The organism is Streptomyces sp. NPDC045026, from assembly GCF_056432625.1.
The window spans coordinates 1-19,544 of record NZ_JBWKIS010000010.1; the positions used below are offsets into that span (position 1 = coordinate 1).

The following is a 19,544-nucleotide window of genomic DNA, read 5'->3' on the forward strand; positions in this document are numbered from 1 at the left end:
CCTCCGTGCGGTGAAGATTCGACACCTCCACCACACACGGAGGCCTTCGCCCTCTTCAAGGCCCGCGCGTGTCAACAACGCTCATGCTCAATACAACTAGGGCGTGTCCGGCGGATCAGGGACGGACCGGGAATCTGCGGGCCTGGTGGCTCCCGACCTCATCCAGTGGGCGCCCATCCGCTTGCCATGATCGGCGCGCGGACCCGAGAATGACGCCATGCCCGCCTTCACCGCACCCGACGGAACCCGGCTCGCCTACCACGTAGTGGGGGAGGGCGAGCCCCTGATCTGCCTGCCCGGCGGGCCCATGCGCGCCTCGGCCTACCTCGGCGACCTGGGCGGGCTGGCGAAGCGGCGGGGGCTGGTGCTGCTCGATCTGCGCGGCACCGGCGACTCCGACGTCCCGGCGGACCCGTCCACGTACCGCTGCGACCGGCAGGTCGACGACGTCGAGGCGCTGCGCGTCCAACTCGGCCTGGAGAGCGTCGATCTGCTCGCGCACTCGGCGGCCGGGGACCTCGCGCTGCTCTACGCGGCCAGGTACCCCGAGCGCGTCCGCACCCTCACGATGGTCACCGCCCGCGCACGGGCCCTCGGCGTCGACTTCACCACCGAGCACCGGTTCGAGGCGGCCGCCCTGCGCGCGGACGAACCGTGGTTCGCTGGCGCGCGCGACGCGTTCGCACGGGTGTGGGACGGCACCGCGACCGACGACGACTTCGACGCGGCGGTCCCGTTCTTCTACGGGCGCTGGGACGCTGCCGCCGAGGCGCACGCCGCCGGAGAGGTCGAGCAGACCAACGAGGAGGCGGCGGACGCCTATGCGTCCGCCGGGGCTTTCGACCCCGACGCGGCCCGTGCCGCCCTGACCGGCTGGGACGCGCGGGTCCTGGTCCTGGCGGGCGAGCGGGACGGTGGCCCGCTGCCCCGGGTCGCCGCCGCCATGGCGGAGTTGCTGCCGCACGCCGAACTGGTCGTCCAGGAAGGCGCGGGCCACTTCCCGTGGGTCGACGACCCACAGCGCTTCACAAAGACGGTGGCCTCGTTCCTGGGATAGCCGCTGCCCTGTTTGCCGGGCCTGCCGTGTCAGGATCGGTTCCATGATCTATCGCTGGGCGACCGAGGCCGATGCTCCCGCCATGGCCGCGCTCTTTGCCGCCAATCACCGCGACAGCCTGACGGAACAGCAGCGGGACGAACAGGGCTTCGTGCAAGGGGGTTTCGACGCCGCGGCACTGCGCGTCATGGCCGCCGCCGGGACGCTGCTGGTCGCCGACGACGACGGACAGGTCGCGGGTCTCCTCGCACTCTCCGGCCCCGACGAGATGGCCGCACCACCGCCACCGGTCGTGGGTCTGCTCGCCGCGCAGGACACGCTGCGCTGGGATGGCCGTCCGCTCAGCGAGGTGCGCTGGCTGCTCTACGGGCCCGTGGTCGTCGACGCGGCCCACCGGGGGCGCGGCGTGGCGCGTGGCCTGTTCACCATGGCCGTCGAGGCGGCCGCGGCGCGGGCCGACGCGGTGGTCGCGTTCATCGAGTCGACGAACCTGCCCTCCTGGAGAGTCCACGTGGACGGGTTCGGCATGCGGCCCCTGGGCGAGTACGTGGTGGACGGCCGCGCCTACAGCGCCGTGGCGGCGGCGGCTCGTCCGCCGGGTGCCGCCTGAGGGAACCGGGTCACGACCGCGTGGCCGAGGGCGTCGGCGGTGCCGTGGCCAGGATCAGCGGGACGCCGTCGCAGGGCAGCAGGCGCAGCCCGTCGTGGTCTGTGCCCTGCGCCGGGCCGGCCAGAACCGCCGCGAAGTCGGGGCCCTTGGTGAGGGCGCCGACGAGGTGGTGGGGGTCCGTGGAGGCGGCGACGCGCCCGCGCGCGTTGACCAGGCGGGCGGGCCCGGCAAGGCGCTGGAGCAGCGGCATGACGACGGACTCGAAGCGCCGCAGGTAGACGTCGGCGGCGGCCACCCCCGTGAAGCGGCCCCCGACCGTCACGGGCGCCGAGAGCGTGAGGCTGTACTCGTCGGAGCAGAGGTAGTCGACGTAGGGGCCCGCGACGGCCCGCTGCCCGGTGTCGCGGGGCAGCGTGAACCAGTCCCAGTGGGTGTAGTCCGAGTACGCGGAGCGCTGCGGGTCCAGGTCGAGCAGCAGCGGTTGCACGGCCCCGTCGGCGGTCCGCTGCCACCACTCCAGCCATGCGGGTACGTCGCCGAGGAGACCGGGCGCCGCGACGAAGCCGATCCCCGAGACCAGGTCGTAGCGGTCGAGCCGGGCGTGCAGCGCGGGGCGGAGTGCGGCCAGGTCGTCCGTGGCCGGTCGGCGGCCCTCGGCGGCGACGGAGGAGAGTACCGACTCGATGTCCGCGGCGGTGGCGCCGACGGCGTCGAAGACCCCTTCGAGCGCGTCGCGGACGCGGGCGGCCGCGTCGGCTGCCGGCAGGTCGTCAAGCAGCGCCGATCCGGCGTGTGCGGGACGGGGGTTGCTGCCCATCGGGGGCCTCCTTCGGACGGGGACCGCTCGCGCTGCCGGCCGGGCCGAGGCGCAGTTCGATCAGGCGCGCCATGGAGGTCTGCACGCATTGTTCGGCCAGGGCCCTGGCGCGGTCGTCGGCCCCATCATGCACGGCCGAGATCACGGCGCGGTGACGGTCCGCGGCGTCCGCGAGACGTGCGTCGTCGTGCAGCACCAGCCGTAGCAGCGCCCCGACTTCGGTCTGGAGAGTGACTTCTTCCCTGGTCAGGCGGGCCGACTGGGCGGCGGCGGCCAGCTCGACATGGAAGCGTCCGTAGACGCGGCTGCGCGTTCCCGAGTCCTTGGCGTCCATCAACTCTCCCAAAGACCTCTGCAGTTGCCGCAGATCGGCGGGCTCGGTGCGCCGGGCCGCGAGGCGGGCGGCGGCGCCCGAGACGGCGGCCCAGTGGTCGGCGAGATCGCGCAGTTCCTCGGTGCTCCAGTCGGCGAGGCGGGCCAGGAGCCGGTCCTCGGCGGGGCCGTCGGGGACGGTGACGAAGCTGCCGCCGCCGCGGCCCCTGCGGGTGGTGACCAGGCCGCGCTGCCGCAGCGCCATGAGGGCCTCGCGCAGGGTCACCGTGGAGACGCCGAGCTGGGCGGCGAGGTCGCTCTCGCCGGGCAGCTGCTCACCGTCGGCGAGCAGCCCGAGGTCAATGGCGTCACCGAGCCGCCGCACCACGGCGTCCACGCGGGCGAGCGTGTCGACGGGTGTGAAAACGGCTCTTCGGACGCCGGTTTTGTCTCGGTTCACGGTCACCACCTTGCCACTTGACGCAGCCTTTACCTTAGCGGGGCCTTGAAATTAGAACTATGGCTTCATATGTTTACGGCCAACTCCCGACAGCACCAGAAAGGTTCCCGCCCATGGAGGGAATGGCCGTCCGCCTGCAGAACCTGCGCAAGTCCTTCGGCAGGACGGAGGCTGTGGCCGGGGTCGACCTGGAGATCGCGGACGGCGAGTTCTTCTCGATGCTGGGACCGTCGGGCTCGGGCAAGACCACCGTGCTCCGGATGATCGCGGGCTTCGAGGCCCCGAGCGCCGGGACCATCGAGCTCGCGGGCGCCGACGTCACCCGCCGGGCCCCCTTCGAGCGCGACGTGCACACCGTCTTCCAGGACTACGCGCTGTTCCCGCACATGACCCTGGAGCAGAACGTCGCCTACAGCCTCAAGGTCCGCAAGGTGCCCAAGGCCGAGCGCCTCGCGCGGGCCGGAGAGGCCCTGGCGAGCGTGCGGCTCGAAGGCTTCGGGGCGCGCCGGCCCTCCCAGCTGTCCGGCGGCCAGCGTCAGCGCGTGGCCCTGGCCCGCGCCCTCGTCGGCCGCCCGAAGGTGCTGCTCCTCGACGAGCCGCTGGGCGCCCTCGACCTCAAGCTCCGCGAGCAGATGCAGGTCGAACTCAAGGCGATCCAGCGCGAGATCGGCATCACCTTCGTCTTCGTCACGCACGACCAGGAGGAGGCGCTGACGATGAGCGACCGCATCGCGGTCTTCAACCAGGGCCGCGTCGAACAGGTCGGCACCCCGGCCCAGATATACGAGCGTCCCGCCACCCCCTTCGTCGCGGGGTTCGTCGGCACCTCGAACCTGCTCTCCGGCGCCGCGGCGGATCAGGTCGTGGGGGACCGGGCGACGTACAGCATCCGCCCGGAGAAGATCCACGTACTCAAGGAGTCCGCCGCCGTCGAGCCGGAGCACGCGAGCGCGACCGGCACCGTCGCGGAGGTCGTCTATCTGGGGGACGCGACCCGGTTCCTCGTCGACCTCGACGCCGGCGGCCGGCTCACCGCCCTCCAGCAGAACCTGGAGACCTCGTCCGAGGACGTGGCCGCCCTGCGCGGCTCCCGGGTCAGACTCCAGTGGCACCGGCGGCACAACTTCCGGGTGCCCGAGGCTAGTTGACCCCCGGCCGCCACGCTCCTGACGTACACGCACACGCCACGCACGCGTCGCCGCAGACCCCGTACGACCGTTACCGCCTGCCCGCCCGTCCCCTCCCCGTGGAGATCCCCGTGCGACTGACCCGAACGTCCCGAGCGGTGGCCGCGCTCGGCGCCCTGCTCCTCGCATCCGCCTGCGGTTCCTCGGACACCGCCGGATCCTCGCCCGGCGGCAGCGACTTCACCCCGCCGAAGCTCTCCGCGCAGAAGACCCTCGGTAAGACGGAGGGCCAGGTCAACCTGATCGCCTGGGCCGGCTACGCCGAGGACGGCTCGAACGACCCGAAGGTCGACTGGGTCACCGACTTCGAGAAGCAGACCGGCTGCCAGGTCAACACCAAGACCGCGGGCACGTCCGACGAGATGGTCAACCTGATGAAGACCGGCCAGTACGACGCGGTCTCCGCGTCCGGCGACGCGTCGCTGCGGCTGATCGCCTCGGGTGACGCCGCCCCCGTGAACACCAAGCTGGTGCCCAACTACAAGGACGTCTTCGCCGGACTGAAGAACCAGCAGTGGAACTCGGTCAAGGGTGTCGCCTACGGCATCCCGCACGGCCGCGGCGCCAACCTCCTGATGTACAACGCCAAGAAGGTCTCCCCGGCGCCCGACTCCTGGTCCGCCGTCTTCGACAAGGCCTCGGCGCACAAGGGGAAGGTCACCGCGTACGACTCGCCGATCTACCTCGCGGACGCCGCCCTGTACCTGATGAAGTCCAAGCCGTCCCTCGGCATCAAGGACCCGTACGCCCTGGACCAGAAGCAGTTCGACGCGGCGGTCGCCCTGCTCAAGGCGCAGAACTCCAACGTCGGCGAGTACTGGAGCGACTACCTCAAGGAGGTCTCCGCGTTCAAGAGCGGCGACTCCGTGATCGGGACCAGCTGGCAGGTGATCCTCAACACCGCCCAGGGGGAGAAGGTCCCCGTGAAGGGCGTCCTGCCCAAGGAGGGCGCCACCGGCTGGTCCGACACCTGGATGCTCTCCGCCAAGGCCAAGCACCCCAACTGCGCCTACAAGTGGATGGACTGGATCATCTCGCCGAAGGCCAACGCCCAGGTCGCCGAATACTTCGGCGAGGCGCCCGCCAACGCCAAGGCCTGTGACCTGACGGCCGACAAGAACCACTGCGCCACCTACCACGCGGCCGACGAGGCGTACTGGAAGAACGTCCACTTCTGGACCACGCCCATCGCCCAGTGCATCGACGGCCGCACGGACACCAAGTGCGTCCCGTACGCCAAGTGGGTCCAGGCCTGGACCGAGATCAAGGGCTAGGACCTGCCGCCGATGACCGACACCGCGCCTGCCGCCGGACCCGTCCGGCGGCTCGCCGGGGCCCTGTACCGCCGCCCCCGGCTACAGCTGTCCCTGCTGCTCTCCGCACCACTGGCCTGGCTCGTCCTGGCCTATCTCGGCTCGCTCACCGTCCTGTTCCTGTCCGCGTTCTGGACCACGGACTCCTTCACCTCGAACGTCGTGAAGATCTGGAACACGGACAACTTCACCGCGCTGTTCACCACCGACGTCTACCGGCAGGTGGCCCTGCGCAGCGTCGGCGTCGCCCTCGCGGTCACCGCCCTGTGCGTACTGATCGCGTTCCCGATCGCGTTCTACACGGCCCGCATCGCGAACCCGCGGTGGCGGCCGCTCCTCGTCGTCGCCATCCTCACCCCGCTGTGGGCGAGCTACCTCGTCAAGGCGTACGCCTGGCGGCTCATCCTCGCCCAAGGCGGCCTGCTGGACTGGGTGTTGGGGCCGCTCGGCATCAAGGGCCCCGGCTACGGCCTCACCGCCACCGTCCTCGTCCTGACCTACCTGTGGCTGCCCTACATGATCCTGCCGATCCACGCAGGACTCGAACAGCTCCCGGACAGCCTCCTCGACGCCTCCGCCGACCTCGGCGCCCGCACGGGCCGCACCTTCCGCTCCGTGGTCCTGCCGATGATCCTGCCGTCCGTCGCCGCAGGCTCGGTGTTCACCTTCTCGCTCAGCCTCGGCGACTACATCGCCGTACAGATCGTCGGCGGCAAGACCCAGCTGATCGGCAACCTCATCTACTCCAACATCACCCTCGACCTGCCACTCGCAGCCGCTCTCGGCACCGTGCCCGTGGTGATCATCGTGCTCTACCTGCTCGCGGTACGCCGGACCGGAGCCCTCAGCAGCCTGTGACCCCCGGAGCCCTCCGGTTCCTCTGAAGCCCCTGACGTCCCGGGCCGCCGCCCGCCCCCGCCGCCCCTCCGGATCACGCACAGCGAAGGTCCCTCCGATGAATCTCTCCCGCCCCGCGCGCATCATCCTGCGCATCGCCGCCGCGCTCGGCTTCGCGGTGATCTACGTCCCGCTGCTCCTGGTCCTCGTCAACTCCCTCAATCCGGACCGCAGTTCGGGCTGGCCACCGCCCGGGCTCACCTTCGGCTGGTGGGCCGACGCCTGGCACAGCTCCGGCGCCCGCGACGCGCTGTGGACCTCCGTCAAGGCGGGGCTCGGCGCGACCGCCATCGCCCTCGTCCTCGGCACGCTCATCGCCTTCGCCTGCCAGCGCTACAAGTTCTTCGGCCGCGACGCCATCTCCTTCGTCGTCGTCCTGCCGATCGCGCTGCCCGGCATCGTCACCGGCGTCGCGCTCAACACCGCGTTCCGCACGGTCCTCGAACCGCTCGGCATCGGCCTCGGCCTGTTCACCGTCATCGTCGGCCACGCCACGTTCTGCATCGTGGTCGTCTTCAACAACGTCATCGCCCGGCTGCGGCGCATGGCGGGGTCGTACGAAGAGGCCGCGATGGACCTCGGGGCGCACAGCTTCCGCACGTACCTCGACGTCACGTTCCCGCTGGTGCGCTCCGCGCTGGTGGCGGGCGGACTGCTCGCCTTCGCCCTGTCCTTCGACGAGATCGTCGTGACGACCTTCACCGCCGGGCCCGGCATCCAGACCCTCCCCGTCTGGATCTTCGCCAACATGGCCCGCCCCCAGCAGGCCCCCGTCGTCAACGTCGTCGCCGCCGTCCTCGTCCTGCTGTCCGTCATCCCGATCTACCTCGCCCAGCGCCTCTCCTCGGACACCGCGTCCGGCAGCCGCATCTGACACGGGCACGGCGGGCACCCGTTGCCCGCTTGGGAAGGCGCATCGCCCGGCCGTGGTGTTCGATTGCTGCGTGAGGCACAACAAGCCGCCGGACGATCCCCTCGCCGCGCTCCTGGACCGCGTCCGCATCCGGCTGCGCGACCTCACCGACGGCGAGCCGGCCTCGTACATCCCGGAGCTCAGCAGGGCCGACCCGGACCTGTTCGGGCTGAGCCTGTGCGCCCTCGACGGGCAGGTCTACAGCTGCGGCGACAGCGACGTGCCGTTCACCGTCCAGTCCGTGTCCAAGCCCTTCGTCTTCGCGCTCGCGCTCGCCGACCAGGGCCTGGAGGACGTCCTGGCGCGCGTGGGCGCCGAACCGAGCGGCGAGGGCTTCAGCTCGATCCGCCTCGAACCCGGCACCGGCCGCCCGCCCAACCCGATGGTCAACGCCGGTGCCATCGTGACCAGTTCACTGGTGGCCGGGGCGAGCCCCGACGAGCGCTTCGCCCGCATCCTCACCGGCCTGGGCGCCTTCGCGGGCCGGGACCTGACCGTCGACGACGCCGTGTTCGCCTCCGAGCGCTCCACCGGTGACCGCAACCGCGCCCTCGCCTACCTCATGCACAACGCGGGATCGCTCACCGGCGACGTCGAGGAGCAGCTCGCGGTCTACTTCCGACAGTGCTCCGTGCTCGTGACCTGCGACGACCTCGCCGTGATGCACGCGACCCTGGCCGGTGGCGGCACCAACCCGCTCACCGGCGAACGGGTCGTCGCCTCCCGCCACGCCCAGCACGTCCTCGCCGTCATGGCCACCTGCGGGATGTACGACGCGTCGGGGCAGTGGATGCTCCGCGTGGGCCTCCCGGCGAAGAGCGGCGTCTCGGGCGGGATCGGCGTGGCGCTGCCCGGCCAGTTCGGCATCGGCGTGTTCAGCCCGCCCCTGGACGAGAAGGGCAACAGCGTCCGCGCCATCGCCGCCTGCCACCTCCTGTCGGAGCAGTTCGGACTGCACCTGATGCGCGCCACCGGCAGCAGCGGCCGTCCCCTGCCGCCGCGCTCCCTCGACCCGGGCCCGCTGCGCTCGCTGCGCCACCGCCCCCGCGACCAGCGGGCCGCGCTCGACGAACTGCCCGACCGCATCCGCGTCCACGTCCTCCAGGGCGACCTGGACTTCGCCACCGCCGAACGGACCCTGCGCGCGGCCCGCGACCTTCCGAAGGCCGCCCGCTGGTTCGTCCTGGACCTCGCGCGGGTCGGCCGCATCGAACCCGTCGCGGCCGACCTCCTGCGCGCCCTGGGCCATGACCTGCGCACACGCGGGATCCGCATGGTGATCGCCGACCCCTCGGCCCGCCCCGTGACACACACCAAGGACGAGTTCGCCGACCTCGGACGCGCCATCGAGTCCTGCGAGGACGAACTCCTGACAGGCCTCGGCCTCGACCCCTGCGCACCGGTTCCCCTGACGGACAGCGACCTCTTCGGGAGGGCCGGCCAGCAGGCCGCGCAGGCCGTCTCGGACTGTTTCGGCACCATGTCCCTGCCCGCCGGCCAGACCGTCGAGCCACCCCGCGCGGAGCCCGTGGTCCTCTGGTACGTGGAGTCGGGGCGCCTGGCCGTGTGCGCCCAGAGCCCGCGGCCCACACCTGCGGGCCGCACCTGGTCCGCGGGGCCCGGCGCGGCCCTCACCCCCGCGGACTTCCACGCCCGCCTGGGCCAGCGCGTCATGGCCGAGGAGGACTCGGTGTGCCGCACCCTCACGGCGGCCGGACTGCTACGGCTGCGCACGGCCGTCCCCGCGGCGGCCGCCTTCCTGGAGCGCAGCCCGCTCGACGGGGCGGAGACGGTGGACCGGCCCGAGGGGGCCTGAGGGGCCTGAGTTGAACGACGGTGCGGTAAAAAGCAGCCCAGCCGCCCGCCGCCCCCGCCGCTCCGTCAGCTGTTCGCCGTCGTGTCGGCGGGCATCGCGCCGGACTTGTCGACGACGGTGCGGCGCAGGATCGCGTTCGTACCCGCCAGCTTCATGCCCTTGCCGTCCTTGTCCAGGTAGGAGCGTGGGCCGGACCGGTATGTTCGGGCACTCGCTCGGGGGAGACACAGCCGCCCGCTCGGGGGCGACACGGCCGCGAGAACGATCCGTCCTGGGAGGAGTTCTGGTCGCGCCTGCGCGGCCGGCGCCGGAGCCTGCGACCTTCACCTACGGAGCAGGGACGACTGTCTCCTGTCCGGGCCGTCTCCTGTCCGGGCCGTCTCCTGTCCGGGCCGTCGCCGCGCTACCCCGAGACCGAGTTCGTGCCCTGACAGGCCCGTGGCGGGGTCGGTGATGCGGGGAGGTCAGGAACGCTGGTCGCCGGACTGCTCGGCGCGCTGCGCGTTCCGCTCCTTGATACGGGTGGCTTCCTTGCGGACCGCGGCCTGGGTGGCGCGCTCCTGCTGGAGCCACTCGGGGCTCTCGGTCTTGAGCGCCTCGATCTGCTCCGTGGTGAGCGCCTCGGTGATCCCGCCGCGGGCGAGACCGGAGATGGAGATGCCGAGCTTGGACGCGACAACGGGACGGGGGTGCGGGCCGTTGCGGCGCAGCTCCTGGAGCCACTCGGGCGGATCGGCCTGCAGCGTGTTGAGCTCGCTGCGCGAGACGACACCCTCCTGGAACTCGGCGGGGGTGGCCTCGAGGTACACACCCAGCTTCTTCGCCGCGGTCGCGGGCTTCATGGTCTGGGTGGTCTGGTGCGACGTCATGGTGTCAAGGGTATCGACTGTGTGCGATACCTCCGACCACGACCGGTAACCTGGCGGAGTGACAGGCTCGGAAGTATCCCCTTCGTTCCGGCTCGCGTATGTCCCGGGAGTGACGCCCACCAAGTGGGTGCGGATCTGGAACGAGCGGCTGCCCGGTGTTCCGCTCACCCTCATCGCGACGCCCGCCGGTGAGGCATCCGACGTATTGCGGGACCGTGGGGCGGACGCCGGCCTCGTACGGCTGCCGGTGGACCGGACCGTGCTCAGTGCGATCCCCCTCTACACCGAGACGACCGTGGTCGTGATCCCCAAGGACCACGTCGTGGCCGCGGTCGACGAGGTGTCCCTGGAGGATCTGGCCGACGAGACCGTGCTGCACCCCCTCGACGACACCCTCGGCTGGGAGCAGCTCCCCGGCGAGCCCGCGTTCGAGCGCCCGGAGACGACGGCGGACGCCGTCGAGCTGGTGGCCGCCGGGATCGGTGTGCTGGTGGTCCCGCAGTCGCTCGCCCGCCTGCACCACCGCAAGGACCTCACCTACCGTCCGGTGACCGACGCCCCCGAGTCCCAAGTCGCACTGTCGTGGCCGGAGGACGAGACCACCGACCTGGTGGAGGAGTTCATCGGCATCGTCCGCGGGCGGACGGTCAACAGCTCACGCGGCCGTACGGCGACCCCGCCGCAGGCCAAGGCCGCGCGTACCGACAAGAGCGGTGGGGCACGGCAGAAGCCGGCCGCGGGGAAGAACCCGCGCAGCGGCGGCGCCAAGGGCGGCACCAAGGGTGGCGCCGGCGCCAAGGGCGGGACCAAAGCCGGGCCGAAGGGCGCGGCCAAGGGCGGTCCCAAGGGCGGCGCCAAGCGTGGGAAGCCGCGCCGCAGGCCGTAGCCGCGGCCGGTCAGGGGCACGGATATTCCGTTGCCCCGCCCGGCTTCCGGGCGTGATGATCCCTGAATGGCTTCGACTCCGAGTCCTTCCGACGGCCGAGCCGGAATCACCGCCGCGCTCGTGGAACGTTTGATCGCCGCCCAGTTCCCTCAGTGGAGCGGCCTCCCTGTGACGCCGGTGGAGGTCGACGGCTGGGACAACAGGACGTACCGCCTGGGTGACGCGATGACGGCCCGCCTGCCCACCGCCGCGGGCTACGTTCCCGCGGTCGCCAAGGAGAACGAGTGGCTGCCGCGGCTCGCACCTTCACTGCCCGTAGCCGTGCCGCCCGTCCTGGCCCAGGGCGAGCCCGGTGGTGAGTACCCCTTCCCGTGGTCCGTGCGCGGCTGGCTGGACGGAGAGACGGCGGCCCGCGGCCGCATCGACGACATGGCGCAGTTCGCGGTCTCGGTGGCCGAGTTCGTCCTCGCGCTGCAACGCTGCGACGCCACCGGGGGGCCGTCGGCCGGGAAGCACAGCTGGTACCGGGGCGCGTCGCTCACGCATTACGACGACGAGACCCGCCGCTGTCTCACGGCGCTCGAGGGCCATGTCGACACGCGCCGGGCGGCCGCCGTGTGGGAGGCCGCCCTTGCGGCGCGGTGGCAGGGAACGCCGGTGTGGTTCCACGGCGACATCGCCATGGGCAACCTGCTCGTTGCCGACGGCGAACTCACGGCCGTCATCGACTTCGGCACGTCGGGCGTCGGCGACCCCGCCTGCGATCTGGTGATCGCCTGGTGCACGTTCGCCGGGGACAGCCGGGAGGCGTTCCGCCGCACGGTCGCCCAGGACGCCGGCACGTGGGCCCGGGCCCGCGGCTGGGCCCTGTGGAAGTCCCTGCTGGTCATGTCCCAGTCCCTCGGCGCCGCCCCGGAACGCGCCGCGTCCAACCACCGCGTGATCGACGAGGTCATGGCCGACCACGACCGATTCGTCCGGGCAGCTCGCTGACCGACCGCCCTCCCGCCACAGCCCGCGGCGATCCCTCAACCCGCCTCCCGCACACCGGCCCCCGCAGCCCCCGGCAGTCCGGGCCGCCAGAACCTGAACACCGCGGACAGGACCACCGCCGTCAGCGTGCCCGCGACCACCCCGCTGCCCAGGACCGTGCGGGCCCAGCTGGGGAAGCCCTCGTACAGGCCCGGGGAGAGCAGGGGGAGCAGGCCCGCCGCGAGGGCGAGCGCGGCGACCATCGCATCCGAGCCGTCGGCACCCCGGCCCAGGTCCGCGCGGCGCAGCATGTCGACGCCGAGGACGGCGATGACGGCGTACACGACGAGCGAGGAGCCGCCCACGACCGCCGACGGGATCCCCGCGACGGCCCGCGAGACGGGTGTGAGCAGACCCATGACGACCAGGAGGGCACCGGCGCCCGCCGTCACGAAGCGGCTGCGCACGCCCGTGAGGCGGACGATGCCGATGTTCTCGGCGCTCGTGACCATCAACGACGTACCGAAGAGGCCGCCGATCGCAGAGACGAGGGCGTCGGCACGCCCCACTCGGGGCACGTCCCGGGCGGGTTCGGCGGCGCGGCCCACCGTCTCGCCGACCAGCACGGTCTGCCCGGTGATCTCGGCCAGGGTCGTGAGGCTGAAGATGAGCAGCGGGAGCGCGGCCAGTACGTCGAAGTGCGGGGCGCCGTACGGGAGAAGGGAGGGCAGGGAGAGCCCGGAACCGGCGGCAGAGCCGAAGCTGCCCAGGCCGGTGACGGCCGCGAGCAGCGCACCCACCGCCATGCCGATCAGGACGGCCGTCTGCCGCCACACGCCGCGCAGCAGCAGGTACGCGCCGACGGTCGCGGCCACCGTGAGACCCGCGAGGGCCACGGCGCGTGGCTGCCCGAGCCCGTCGGGCCCGGTGATCAACTGCGCCGCCACCCGAACCATCGCGATGCCGATCAACAGCACCGTCACCCCCATCACCAGGGGCGGGAAGAGCCGCACGATCCGCGCGTACAGCGGAAGGACCGCGACCAGGAGCAGCGCCGCGAGGAACACGGAGCCGCTCGCCGTGGCCGCCCCGTGGTCCTGGGCGATCTGGAGGAACAGCGCGGCGGCGGCCCCTCCGGGCAGCATCACGAACGGCAGCCGCGCCCCGATCCGCCACACCCCCAGGGACTGGAGCAGCGTCCCCGCCCCGCACAGGATCAGGACCGCGCTCAGCAGTGACGCGGTGCGCGCGGGCGACAGGTGCAGGGTGCCCGCGGTGAGGAACACCGTGGACACCGGCGCGGCGACCATCGCCAGGACGTGCTGCACGGACAGGGGGACGAGGCGCCGCAGCGGAACGCGTTCGTCGACCGGGGACGGGACGGCGGTCACGACGCACCGCCGCCGGTCAGCCAGGGCAGCTGCGAGGCGGCGTAACGGTAGGAGCGGAAGACCGCGTTGGGCTCGGACGGGAAGAGACCGCGCACCTCGGACTCCCCGTAGCCGGCGAAGTACGGGACGACGTACTCCCAGCACAGGTAGCCGTCCCGCGTCACTTCGAAGAGGCGGCCCGACGGGGAGTCGGTGACAAGGGTGTTGCCGTTGGGCAGGCGCTGCGCGCTGCCCATGAAGGGCGCGAAGAAGAACTCACGGGCCGGGTCGTGGTACTCCCACACCACCTTCCCGCTCGCCGGCTCGATCTCGACGACCCGTGAGTACGGCACATCGCAGTCGGGCCGGAAGACGCCGTTGTCGAAGACGAGGAAGGCGCCCGACTCCAGTTCCGTGGGGGCGTGTTGCTGGGAGACGGTGCCCGGCTCGCTGCGCCAGAGGATCTCGCCGGTCGCGCGGCTGATGACGACGACGGCGGAGACGCTGCGCAGGCTTGCGAGGATGTTCCCGTCGGCCAGAGGTGTGACGCTGTTGATCAGCGGCCAGTGCTCGCGGGCATACGCGGGGTGCAGCGCGTAGGTCTCCCGGTCGAGGTGTTCGGACGCGCGCCACGACCACAGCACCGCGCCGTCGGCGTCGACCTCCTGGATTGTGTCGGCCCAGACCACTTTGCCCGCGGCCTCGGAGCCGCGCACGCCACCGACCACACCGGCCGCGTCCGCGCCCCGCAGGGGTTCGAGGCCCGTGTACAGGATCCGGCCGTCGTCGAGGTGGTGTGCGTCGTGGTGCTGGAGCGGGTCGCGGTGTTCACTCAGGACGGTTCCGTCCGGAGCGGCCTTCAGCATCACGCCACCGCGGTACTTGTGCCACATGGGGAAGAGCGCCTCCTCGCCGGGGAGTACGCCGTTGTAGGCGAGGACGCCGTCGGGCAGCAGCCGCGCGTGCCGGCCCGGCCGGTACGGCAGCTTCCACTCGTGCGCGGTACGTCCCTCCATGTCGACGAGGTACACCTCGCCGGAGCCGGTGAGCGGCGCGAAGAGGGTGTAGCCCGGGAACGCGGTCTCCGGGTCGTGGGCGATCAGTCCGGTGGCGTGGCGGCGGCGCGAGTTCTGGTCGACGGCGGGCACGTGGGTGTCTCCCTCTTGAGCGTCAAAGTTTCTTTGATGAGGTCAAGCAGGTTTGACCGTAGTGAAGTTCTGTTAAGTGGGTGTAACGGCAGTGCGAAACCGGAGCCGGGCCACGATTAGGGTTCGGGCATGAGCAAGGGCGCTGTCGCGGGCAGGGACGATGACAGGAACGATGACAGGAACGATGGCGGGATTGCCGAGAGCCAGGAGCGGACGCCGCGGGTCGGTGCCGCCGTCCGCAGGCGTCGGCGCGCACTCGACCTGACGCTCGCCGCGGTCACCGGGCGCAGCGGTCTGTCGGTGCCGTTCCTCAGTCAGATCGAGAACGACCGGGCGCGTCCCAGCATGCGCTCGCTCCAGCGCATCGCCGACGCGCTCGACACCACGGCCGTCCAGCTCCTCGCCGCTTCGGACACGACCCGCACGGTCGATGTCGTCCGTGCGGGAGATTCCGGAGGCCTTGTGCCCGGCACAGGTGTGCGCCCGCTGACGCGCGGGACGCATCAGGTCCACGCCCTGGAGTTCACCGGCGAGGAGAACGCCGGGCGTGAATTCCGGCACCGCAACGACGAGTTGATGTACGTGGCGGACGGCGCCGTCGAGGTGGAGGCGGAAGGCCGGGTGCACCGGCTCGGCCGCGGCGACAGCATTCTGCTGTCCGGCGGCGTACGGCACCGCTGGCACGCCGTCGAGCCGGACTCACGCGTGGTGGTCGTGGCGGTGGCGGATCACGTCGAGATCCTGGAGCCCTGACGGCGGGACATTTCGGACTCATGGCCGTCGCGGGCAGGACGGGCGGTGGGCGGACCTGGTGGGTTCCAGGCCCGCCCGGCGGCAGGTCACGCGCGGTGGCGCCTCAGCAGCTCAGGTTGTCGCCCGGTGTGGTGCCCAGGATCTGGACGAACGCCTTGTACCGGTCGATGCGGCTCTGGACCTGGCCGGGGTTGCCGCCGTTGCACTCCAGGCTGCCGTTGATGGAGCGGATCGTCTCGCCGAAGCCCGCGCCGTTCACCATGGCGTTGTGCGGCGTCATGGTGCCGGGGCCGCTCTGCGTGTTCCAGTACCAAAGGCCCGTCTTCCAGGCCACGGCCGCGTCCTGTTCCACGAGGTACGGGTTGTGGAGGAGGTCGATGCCGAGCGCGTCGCCCGCGGCCTTGTAGTTGAAGTTCCAGCTGAGCTGGATCGGGCCGCGACCGTAGTACGCGGCGGTGCCCGCCGGGCAGCCGTAGGACTGGCTGGTGTCGCAGTAGTGCGGGTAGTTGGCGGTGTTCTGCTCGACGATGTACACTAGGCCGCCGGTCTCATGACTGACGTTGGCCAGGAACGCCGCGGCCTCCTGGCGCTTGACCGTGTCGCTGCCGGTGTTCGCGAAGCCGGGGTAGGCGCTGAGCGCGGCGGTCAGTCCGCTGTACGTGTAGAACGGATTCCTGTTCGGGAACATCTGGTTGAACTGGGCCTCGCTGACGACGAAGCCGGACGGATCGGGGTCGCCGGGGTTCGTCTCGCCGCCGCAGGCGCCCTGGTCCGCCCAGACATCGGAGGTGCCGGGGGTCTCGTTCTGGGTCCACCACTTGGCGTTCCAGTTGTGTCCGTTGTACGAGGCCGACCCGCCGCCCGTGTAGACGGACGAGGAGTTCCAGGGTGCGGCGCACTCGGCCGCCGATGCCGTGCCGGCCGGGCCGATGACGACCACGGCGCTGACCGCGGCCAGGGTGGCGACAAGACTCGTGACGCGTTTGATCATGCCAACGCTCCTTCGCGCGGCGCGAGTTGGTGAGCCCGGCGCCGCCATGGGGGGTGCCGTCACTCAAGCGAACCTGGTCTGAACCTGTCAAGGTCTAGACCAGAAGTCCCGCAGCGGCGGTGGAGTTCCGGACAGGGCTGACCTCACTGACCTCAACTCGACATCGCGCTCAAGGACTTGGCCGCGAGGGGCTGATCGGGAACGGAACACGACGGAAGCCGGCGGCTCGGGGATCATTCCCCGTGCCGCCGGCTTCCGTATGCCCTAGAGCGAGCCCTGTCCGCCGATGTTGAGCGCCGGCGCCTGGGCCTGGGGCGCTTGCGGCGGCGTGGAGCGCGGCAGCGGCGCCGGCATCACCCGTTCCAGATCCCGCAGGGTCTGTTCGGCTACGGCACGGACCTGGGCGGGGATGTCGCCTCGTTCCTGGATGAGCCGACTGTAGATCGGAGCTTCGTGCTGTGCGGCCCACACGTCGAGACTTCCCTCTTTCCTTGGCTGGCGACGCCCCCGGCACCGGAGGAATCAGCCAACGAGTCTACCGGTGACCTTTGCGGCGTAGGCAAAGTGTCCATATCGGGGGACGCGCGAGCCCTGAAGAGGGTATGGATCGTCGGAACGCTTCCGGGCGCCGGCGTCAACGCGGCCCGGACGAGAACAACGACATGGAGGTTGAGAGTGCGCTACCGCGAGCTGGGCCGCAGCGGAATGTCCGTGTCCGAGATCGGCTACGGCGCCTGGGGCATCGGTGCGTCCGGGTGGATCGGCGCCACCGAGGACGAGTCCGTACGCGCCCTGCACCGTGCCATCGACCTCGGGGTGAACTTCATCGACACCGCCCGCGGTTACGGCGAGAGCGAGCGGATCGTAGGCCGGGTCGTGCGCGAACGGGCCGGCGACGAGGTACTGGTGGCGACCAAGGTGCCGCCGATGAACAGGACCTGGCCCGCGCCCGACGGCATCGACCCCGCCGAGGCGTTCCCCGGCGTCCACATACGCGAGAGCGTGGAGACCAGTCTGCGGGTCAGCGGCCTCGACCACATCGACGTGGTGCAGTTCCACGTCTGGAGCGACGAGTGGGTGGGCCGGGGCGAGTGGCTGCAGACGGTCGAGGAGCTCAAGAAGGAGGGGAAGATCCGCCTGTTCGGCGTCTCCGTCAACGACCACCAGCCCGCCAACGCACTCGCCCTCGTGCGCAGCGGCGTCGTGGACACTGTGCAGGTCATCTACAACATTTTCGACCAGGCACCCGCCGACGCGTTGCTGCCCGTGTGCGAAGAACGCGGCGTCGGTGTCATCGTGCGTGTGGCGCTGGACGAGGGCGGGCTCACGGGTCGGATCACCGCCGGTACGACGTTCCCCGAGGGAGACTTCCGTGCCCGCTACTTCCGCGACGACCGGCCCGTGCAGGTCGAGCGGAGGGTCGCGGCCATCGTCGCGGACCTGGGCATCGCGCCCGACGAGATCGCCGAGCACGCACTGCGCTTCGTGCTGAGTTCGCCCGCCGTCTCCACCGTCATCCCGGGCATGCGCACCGTACGCAACGTCGAGCGCAACACGGCACTGAGCGACGGACGGCCGCTGACCGCCGAGCAACTCGCCGTGCTGGCCGGGCACCGCTGGCAGCGCAACTTCTACGGATAGGCCGTGTGAGGGCAGGGGAGAAGCCCCCGCGCAGCACGCGCGGGGGCTTCAACGAGGCTCGGGTCAGGAGCCGTCGCGCTTGAGGGAGTCGTGGACTCCTCGGGCGCGGTCGCGGGCATCGCCCATGGTCTTCTTGGCTTCGCCCTTAGCCTGGTCGGTCTTGCCCTCGGCTTCCTTGCGGCGATCGCCAGTGACCTTGCCGGTCATCTCCTTGGCCTTGCCCTTGACCTTGTCCATGCCGCCCTTGTCAGGCATTGCGACTCCTTTGTCTTGTACGGGTCTTGCTCGACCAACGTAGAGCGACACCACCGAAGCCGCGCGGTGGACGATTACGCTCCGTGAGACTCAGGGCTGCTCGGCAGCTCCGGCAGTGGTGGTGTCCAGTCCGCATGGCGCAGGATCGCGCGGACCGTCATGCCCGACGGTGCCAGGCGGAGAGCGGTGTTGCGCAGGCCGATGGCCAGTGGATTCGTCAGCTGCTGGCCCATGCGGCCCGCCTGCCGTGCGGCGCGGGCGACGGACTGGCTGCGGGGGCGGCGCTGCGTGTCGTAGCGGGCGAGCGCCGCCTCCACGGTGGCTTCACCGGCGAGGGCGGCGGCGAGTACGGCCGCGTCCTCCAGGGCCTGGCATGCGCCCTGGCCGAGATTCGGCGTCATGGCGTGCGCCGCGTCACCGAGGAGGGCGACGCGGCCCACCGTGTACGTGGGCAGCGCGGCGACCAACTCGTAGATGTCGTGGTGCAGCACGGCCTCCGGCCGGGTCGCGTCGAGCAGTGCGGGAATCGGGTCGTGCCAGCCGGCGAACCGGCGGCGCATCTCGGCCGGCGGATCCGGATAGCGCACTCCGGCAGGCGAGTTGAGGACGGCGTGCCACTCCGCCCGGCCGTCGTCGAACGCGATGTGCCCGAACTCGGCGCCGGGTCCCCAGGTGAGTTCGAAGTCCGTCCCCGCGTCGACCGGATGCTCGGTGACGGCGCGCAGCACGGTCGATCCGCTGTAGGAGGGGCCGGGGTGTGAGGGGAACAGCAGTGTGCGCATACGGCTGTTGACGCCGTCGGCCGCCACGACGAGGTCCGCGTCGAGCACGGTGTCGCCGAGCGGAACGCGCACCCGGCCGGGCGCCGAGCGGTCGACGGCGGTCACCTCGGTGCCGATCACGAGGGACTCGGGCGGCAGCGCGTCGCGCAGCAGGCGGTGCAAGGTGGCGCGGGGGATCCCGACGATCGGCGTGCCGAGCACACGCTCCAAGGCGGCGCCGTCCATGGCGGCCAGCCTGGCCCCGCGCGGAGTCCGGGTGCCACCCGTGTACTGGGGTCGTGCCGCATCGCGCACCGCTTCGCCGACACCGAGCACGTCCAGCGCGCGGAGCCCGTTGGCGTGCAGCGAGATGCCCGCGCCCGCGTCGTCGAGGACCGCCGCACGTTCGACGACGGTCACCTCCCAGCCGATCCGGCGCAGCCCCAGCGCCGCGGCCAGCCCGCCGATGCCCCCGCCGACCACAACCGCGCTACTGCCCACGTCCGGAGTCTCCCC

20 protein-coding genes are annotated in these 19,544 nt (G+C 71.4%); 11 read left to right on the top strand and 9 right to left on the bottom strand.

The features are described from left to right. The first annotated feature begins 217 nt into the window (after positions 1 to 217). Both AC07EJ_RS21955 and AC07EJ_RS21960 read left to right on the top strand, forming a co-directional pair. Positions 218 to 1,057 (top strand): alpha/beta fold hydrolase, encoded by an 840-nt coding sequence (locus AC07EJ_RS21955; protein ID WP_478884766.1) that lies wholly within the window; start codon positions 218 to 220, stop codon positions 1,055 to 1,057. A 43-nt stretch (positions 1,058 to 1,100) separates the two neighbouring features. Further along, a complete protein-coding gene (locus AC07EJ_RS21960; RefSeq protein WP_389485135.1) occupies positions 1,101 to 1,667 on the top strand; it encodes a GNAT family N-acetyltransferase in 567 nt (188 codons plus the stop codon). Positions 1,668 to 1,677: 10 nt separating this feature from the next. Here the strand turns inward: AC07EJ_RS21960 and AC07EJ_RS21965 are convergent, their stop codons facing one another. Together AC07EJ_RS21965 and AC07EJ_RS21970 are read right to left on the bottom strand one after the other, a co-directional pair. Continuing rightward, a complete protein-coding gene (locus tag AC07EJ_RS21965) occupies positions 1,678 to 2,484 on the bottom strand; it encodes a cache domain-containing protein (protein WP_478884767.1) in 807 nt (268 codons plus the stop codon). Further along, entirely contained in the window at positions 2,438 to 3,256 is an 819-nt protein-coding gene (locus AC07EJ_RS21970; RefSeq protein WP_393581862.1) for a FadR/GntR family transcriptional regulator, read from the bottom strand. The genes AC07EJ_RS21965 and AC07EJ_RS21970 overlap by 47 nt, the downstream gene beginning before the upstream one ends. Before the next feature lie 113 nt (positions 3,257 to 3,369). On the opposite strand from AC07EJ_RS21970, the gene AC07EJ_RS21975 reads away from it, so the two are divergent. The 5 genes from AC07EJ_RS21975 to glsA all read left to right on the top strand — a co-directional run bounded on the left by AC07EJ_RS21975 (position 3,370) and on the right by glsA (position 9,382). After that, positions 3,370 to 4,404, top strand: a complete 1,035-nt coding sequence (locus tag AC07EJ_RS21975) for an ABC transporter ATP-binding protein (RefSeq protein WP_389485141.1) — start codon at positions 3,370 to 3,372, stop codon at positions 4,402 to 4,404. 110 nt (positions 4,405 to 4,514) lie between these two features. Beyond that, positions 4,515 to 5,717: an ABC transporter substrate-binding protein gene (locus AC07EJ_RS21980; RefSeq protein WP_393581864.1), complete on the top strand. Its 1,203-nt coding sequence runs from the start codon at positions 4,515 to 4,517 to the stop codon at positions 5,715 to 5,717. 12 nt (positions 5,718 to 5,729) lie between these two features. Then, positions 5,730 to 6,614 carry an ABC transporter permease gene (locus AC07EJ_RS21985; protein WP_329578382.1) on the top strand — a complete coding sequence of 295 codons (885 nt, stop codon included), beginning with the start codon at positions 5,730 to 5,732 and terminating at the stop codon, positions 6,612 to 6,614. 97 nt (positions 6,615 to 6,711) lie between these two features. Beyond that, a complete protein-coding gene (locus AC07EJ_RS21990; RefSeq protein ID WP_393581865.1) occupies positions 6,712 to 7,527 on the top strand; it encodes an ABC transporter permease in 816 nt (271 codons plus the stop codon). A 70-nt stretch (positions 7,528 to 7,597) separates the two neighbouring features. After that, a complete protein-coding gene (glsA, locus tag AC07EJ_RS21995) occupies positions 7,598 to 9,382 on the top strand; it encodes a glutaminase A (RefSeq protein ID WP_478884768.1) in 1,785 nt (594 codons plus the stop codon). A 464-nt stretch (positions 9,383 to 9,846) separates the two neighbouring features. Here glsA and AC07EJ_RS22000 read toward each other — a convergent pair whose 3' ends face one another. Further along, complete coding sequence (locus AC07EJ_RS22000; protein WP_362902967.1) at positions 9,847 to 10,251, bottom strand: DUF5997 family protein; 405 nt, start codon at positions 10,249 to 10,251, stop codon at positions 9,847 to 9,849. 58 nt (positions 10,252 to 10,309) lie between these two features. Between AC07EJ_RS22000 and AC07EJ_RS22005 the strand changes: the two genes are divergently transcribed. After that, positions 10,310 to 11,137 (top strand): LysR family substrate-binding domain-containing protein, encoded by an 828-nt coding sequence (locus AC07EJ_RS22005; protein ID WP_478884769.1) that lies wholly within the window; start codon positions 10,310 to 10,312, stop codon positions 11,135 to 11,137. A 66-nt stretch (positions 11,138 to 11,203) separates the two neighbouring features. Further along, the gene (locus AC07EJ_RS22010; protein WP_389485153.1) at positions 11,204 to 12,130 is read left to right on the top strand and encodes an aminoglycoside phosphotransferase family protein; all 927 of its coding nucleotides are present in this window, start codon (positions 11,204 to 11,206) and stop codon (positions 12,128 to 12,130) included. A 35-nt stretch (positions 12,131 to 12,165) separates the two neighbouring features. Here AC07EJ_RS22010 and AC07EJ_RS22015 read toward each other — a convergent pair whose 3' ends face one another. Both AC07EJ_RS22015 and AC07EJ_RS22020 read right to left on the bottom strand, forming a co-directional pair. Then, positions 12,166 to 13,500: a uracil-xanthine permease family protein gene (locus AC07EJ_RS22015; RefSeq protein ID WP_478884770.1), complete on the bottom strand. Its 1,335-nt coding sequence runs from the start codon at positions 13,498 to 13,500 to the stop codon at positions 12,166 to 12,168. Continuing rightward, the gene (locus tag AC07EJ_RS22020; RefSeq protein WP_389485157.1) at positions 13,497 to 14,627 is read right to left on the bottom strand and encodes an aryl-sulfate sulfotransferase; all 1,131 of its coding nucleotides are present in this window, start codon (positions 14,625 to 14,627) and stop codon (positions 13,497 to 13,499) included. Before AC07EJ_RS22020 ends, AC07EJ_RS22015 begins: the two co-directional genes overlap by 4 nt. Positions 14,628 to 14,756: 129 nt before the next feature. Here AC07EJ_RS22020 and AC07EJ_RS22025 point away from each other — a divergent pair, with 129 nt between their 5' ends. Further along, positions 14,757 to 15,380 carry a helix-turn-helix domain-containing protein gene (locus AC07EJ_RS22025; RefSeq protein WP_389485159.1) on the top strand — a complete coding sequence of 208 codons (624 nt, stop codon included), beginning with the start codon at positions 14,757 to 14,759 and terminating at the stop codon, positions 15,378 to 15,380. A gap of 103 nt (positions 15,381 to 15,483) precedes the next feature. Here the strand turns inward: AC07EJ_RS22025 and AC07EJ_RS22030 are convergent, their stop codons facing one another. Both AC07EJ_RS22030 and AC07EJ_RS22035 read right to left on the bottom strand, forming a co-directional pair. Next, positions 15,484 to 16,371: a glycoside hydrolase family 19 protein gene (locus AC07EJ_RS22030; protein ID WP_389485161.1), complete on the bottom strand. Its 888-nt coding sequence runs from the start codon at positions 16,369 to 16,371 to the stop codon at positions 15,484 to 15,486. Positions 16,372 to 16,635: 264 nt separating this feature from the next. Next, positions 16,636 to 16,842 (bottom strand): hypothetical protein, encoded by a 207-nt coding sequence (locus AC07EJ_RS22035; protein WP_389485164.1) that lies wholly within the window; start codon positions 16,840 to 16,842, stop codon positions 16,636 to 16,638. Positions 16,843 to 17,046: 204 nt separating this feature from the next. Here AC07EJ_RS22035 and AC07EJ_RS22040 point away from each other — a divergent pair, with 204 nt between their 5' ends. Beyond that, the gene (locus AC07EJ_RS22040) at positions 17,047 to 18,012 is read left to right on the top strand and encodes an aldo/keto reductase (RefSeq protein WP_478884771.1); all 966 of its coding nucleotides are present in this window, start codon (positions 17,047 to 17,049) and stop codon (positions 18,010 to 18,012) included. Positions 18,013 to 18,075: 63 nt separating this feature from the next. On the opposite strand, the gene AC07EJ_RS22045 is transcribed toward AC07EJ_RS22040, so the two are convergent. Beyond that, a complete protein-coding gene (locus AC07EJ_RS22045) occupies positions 18,076 to 18,267 on the bottom strand; it encodes a CsbD family protein (RefSeq protein WP_389485168.1) in 192 nt (63 codons plus the stop codon). 74 nt (positions 18,268 to 18,341) lie between these two features. Beyond that, positions 18,342 to 19,529 (bottom strand): FAD-dependent monooxygenase, encoded by a 1,188-nt coding sequence (locus tag AC07EJ_RS22050; protein ID WP_389485170.1) that lies wholly within the window; start codon positions 19,527 to 19,529, stop codon positions 18,342 to 18,344. Positions 19,530 to 19,544: the final 15 nt, after the last annotated feature.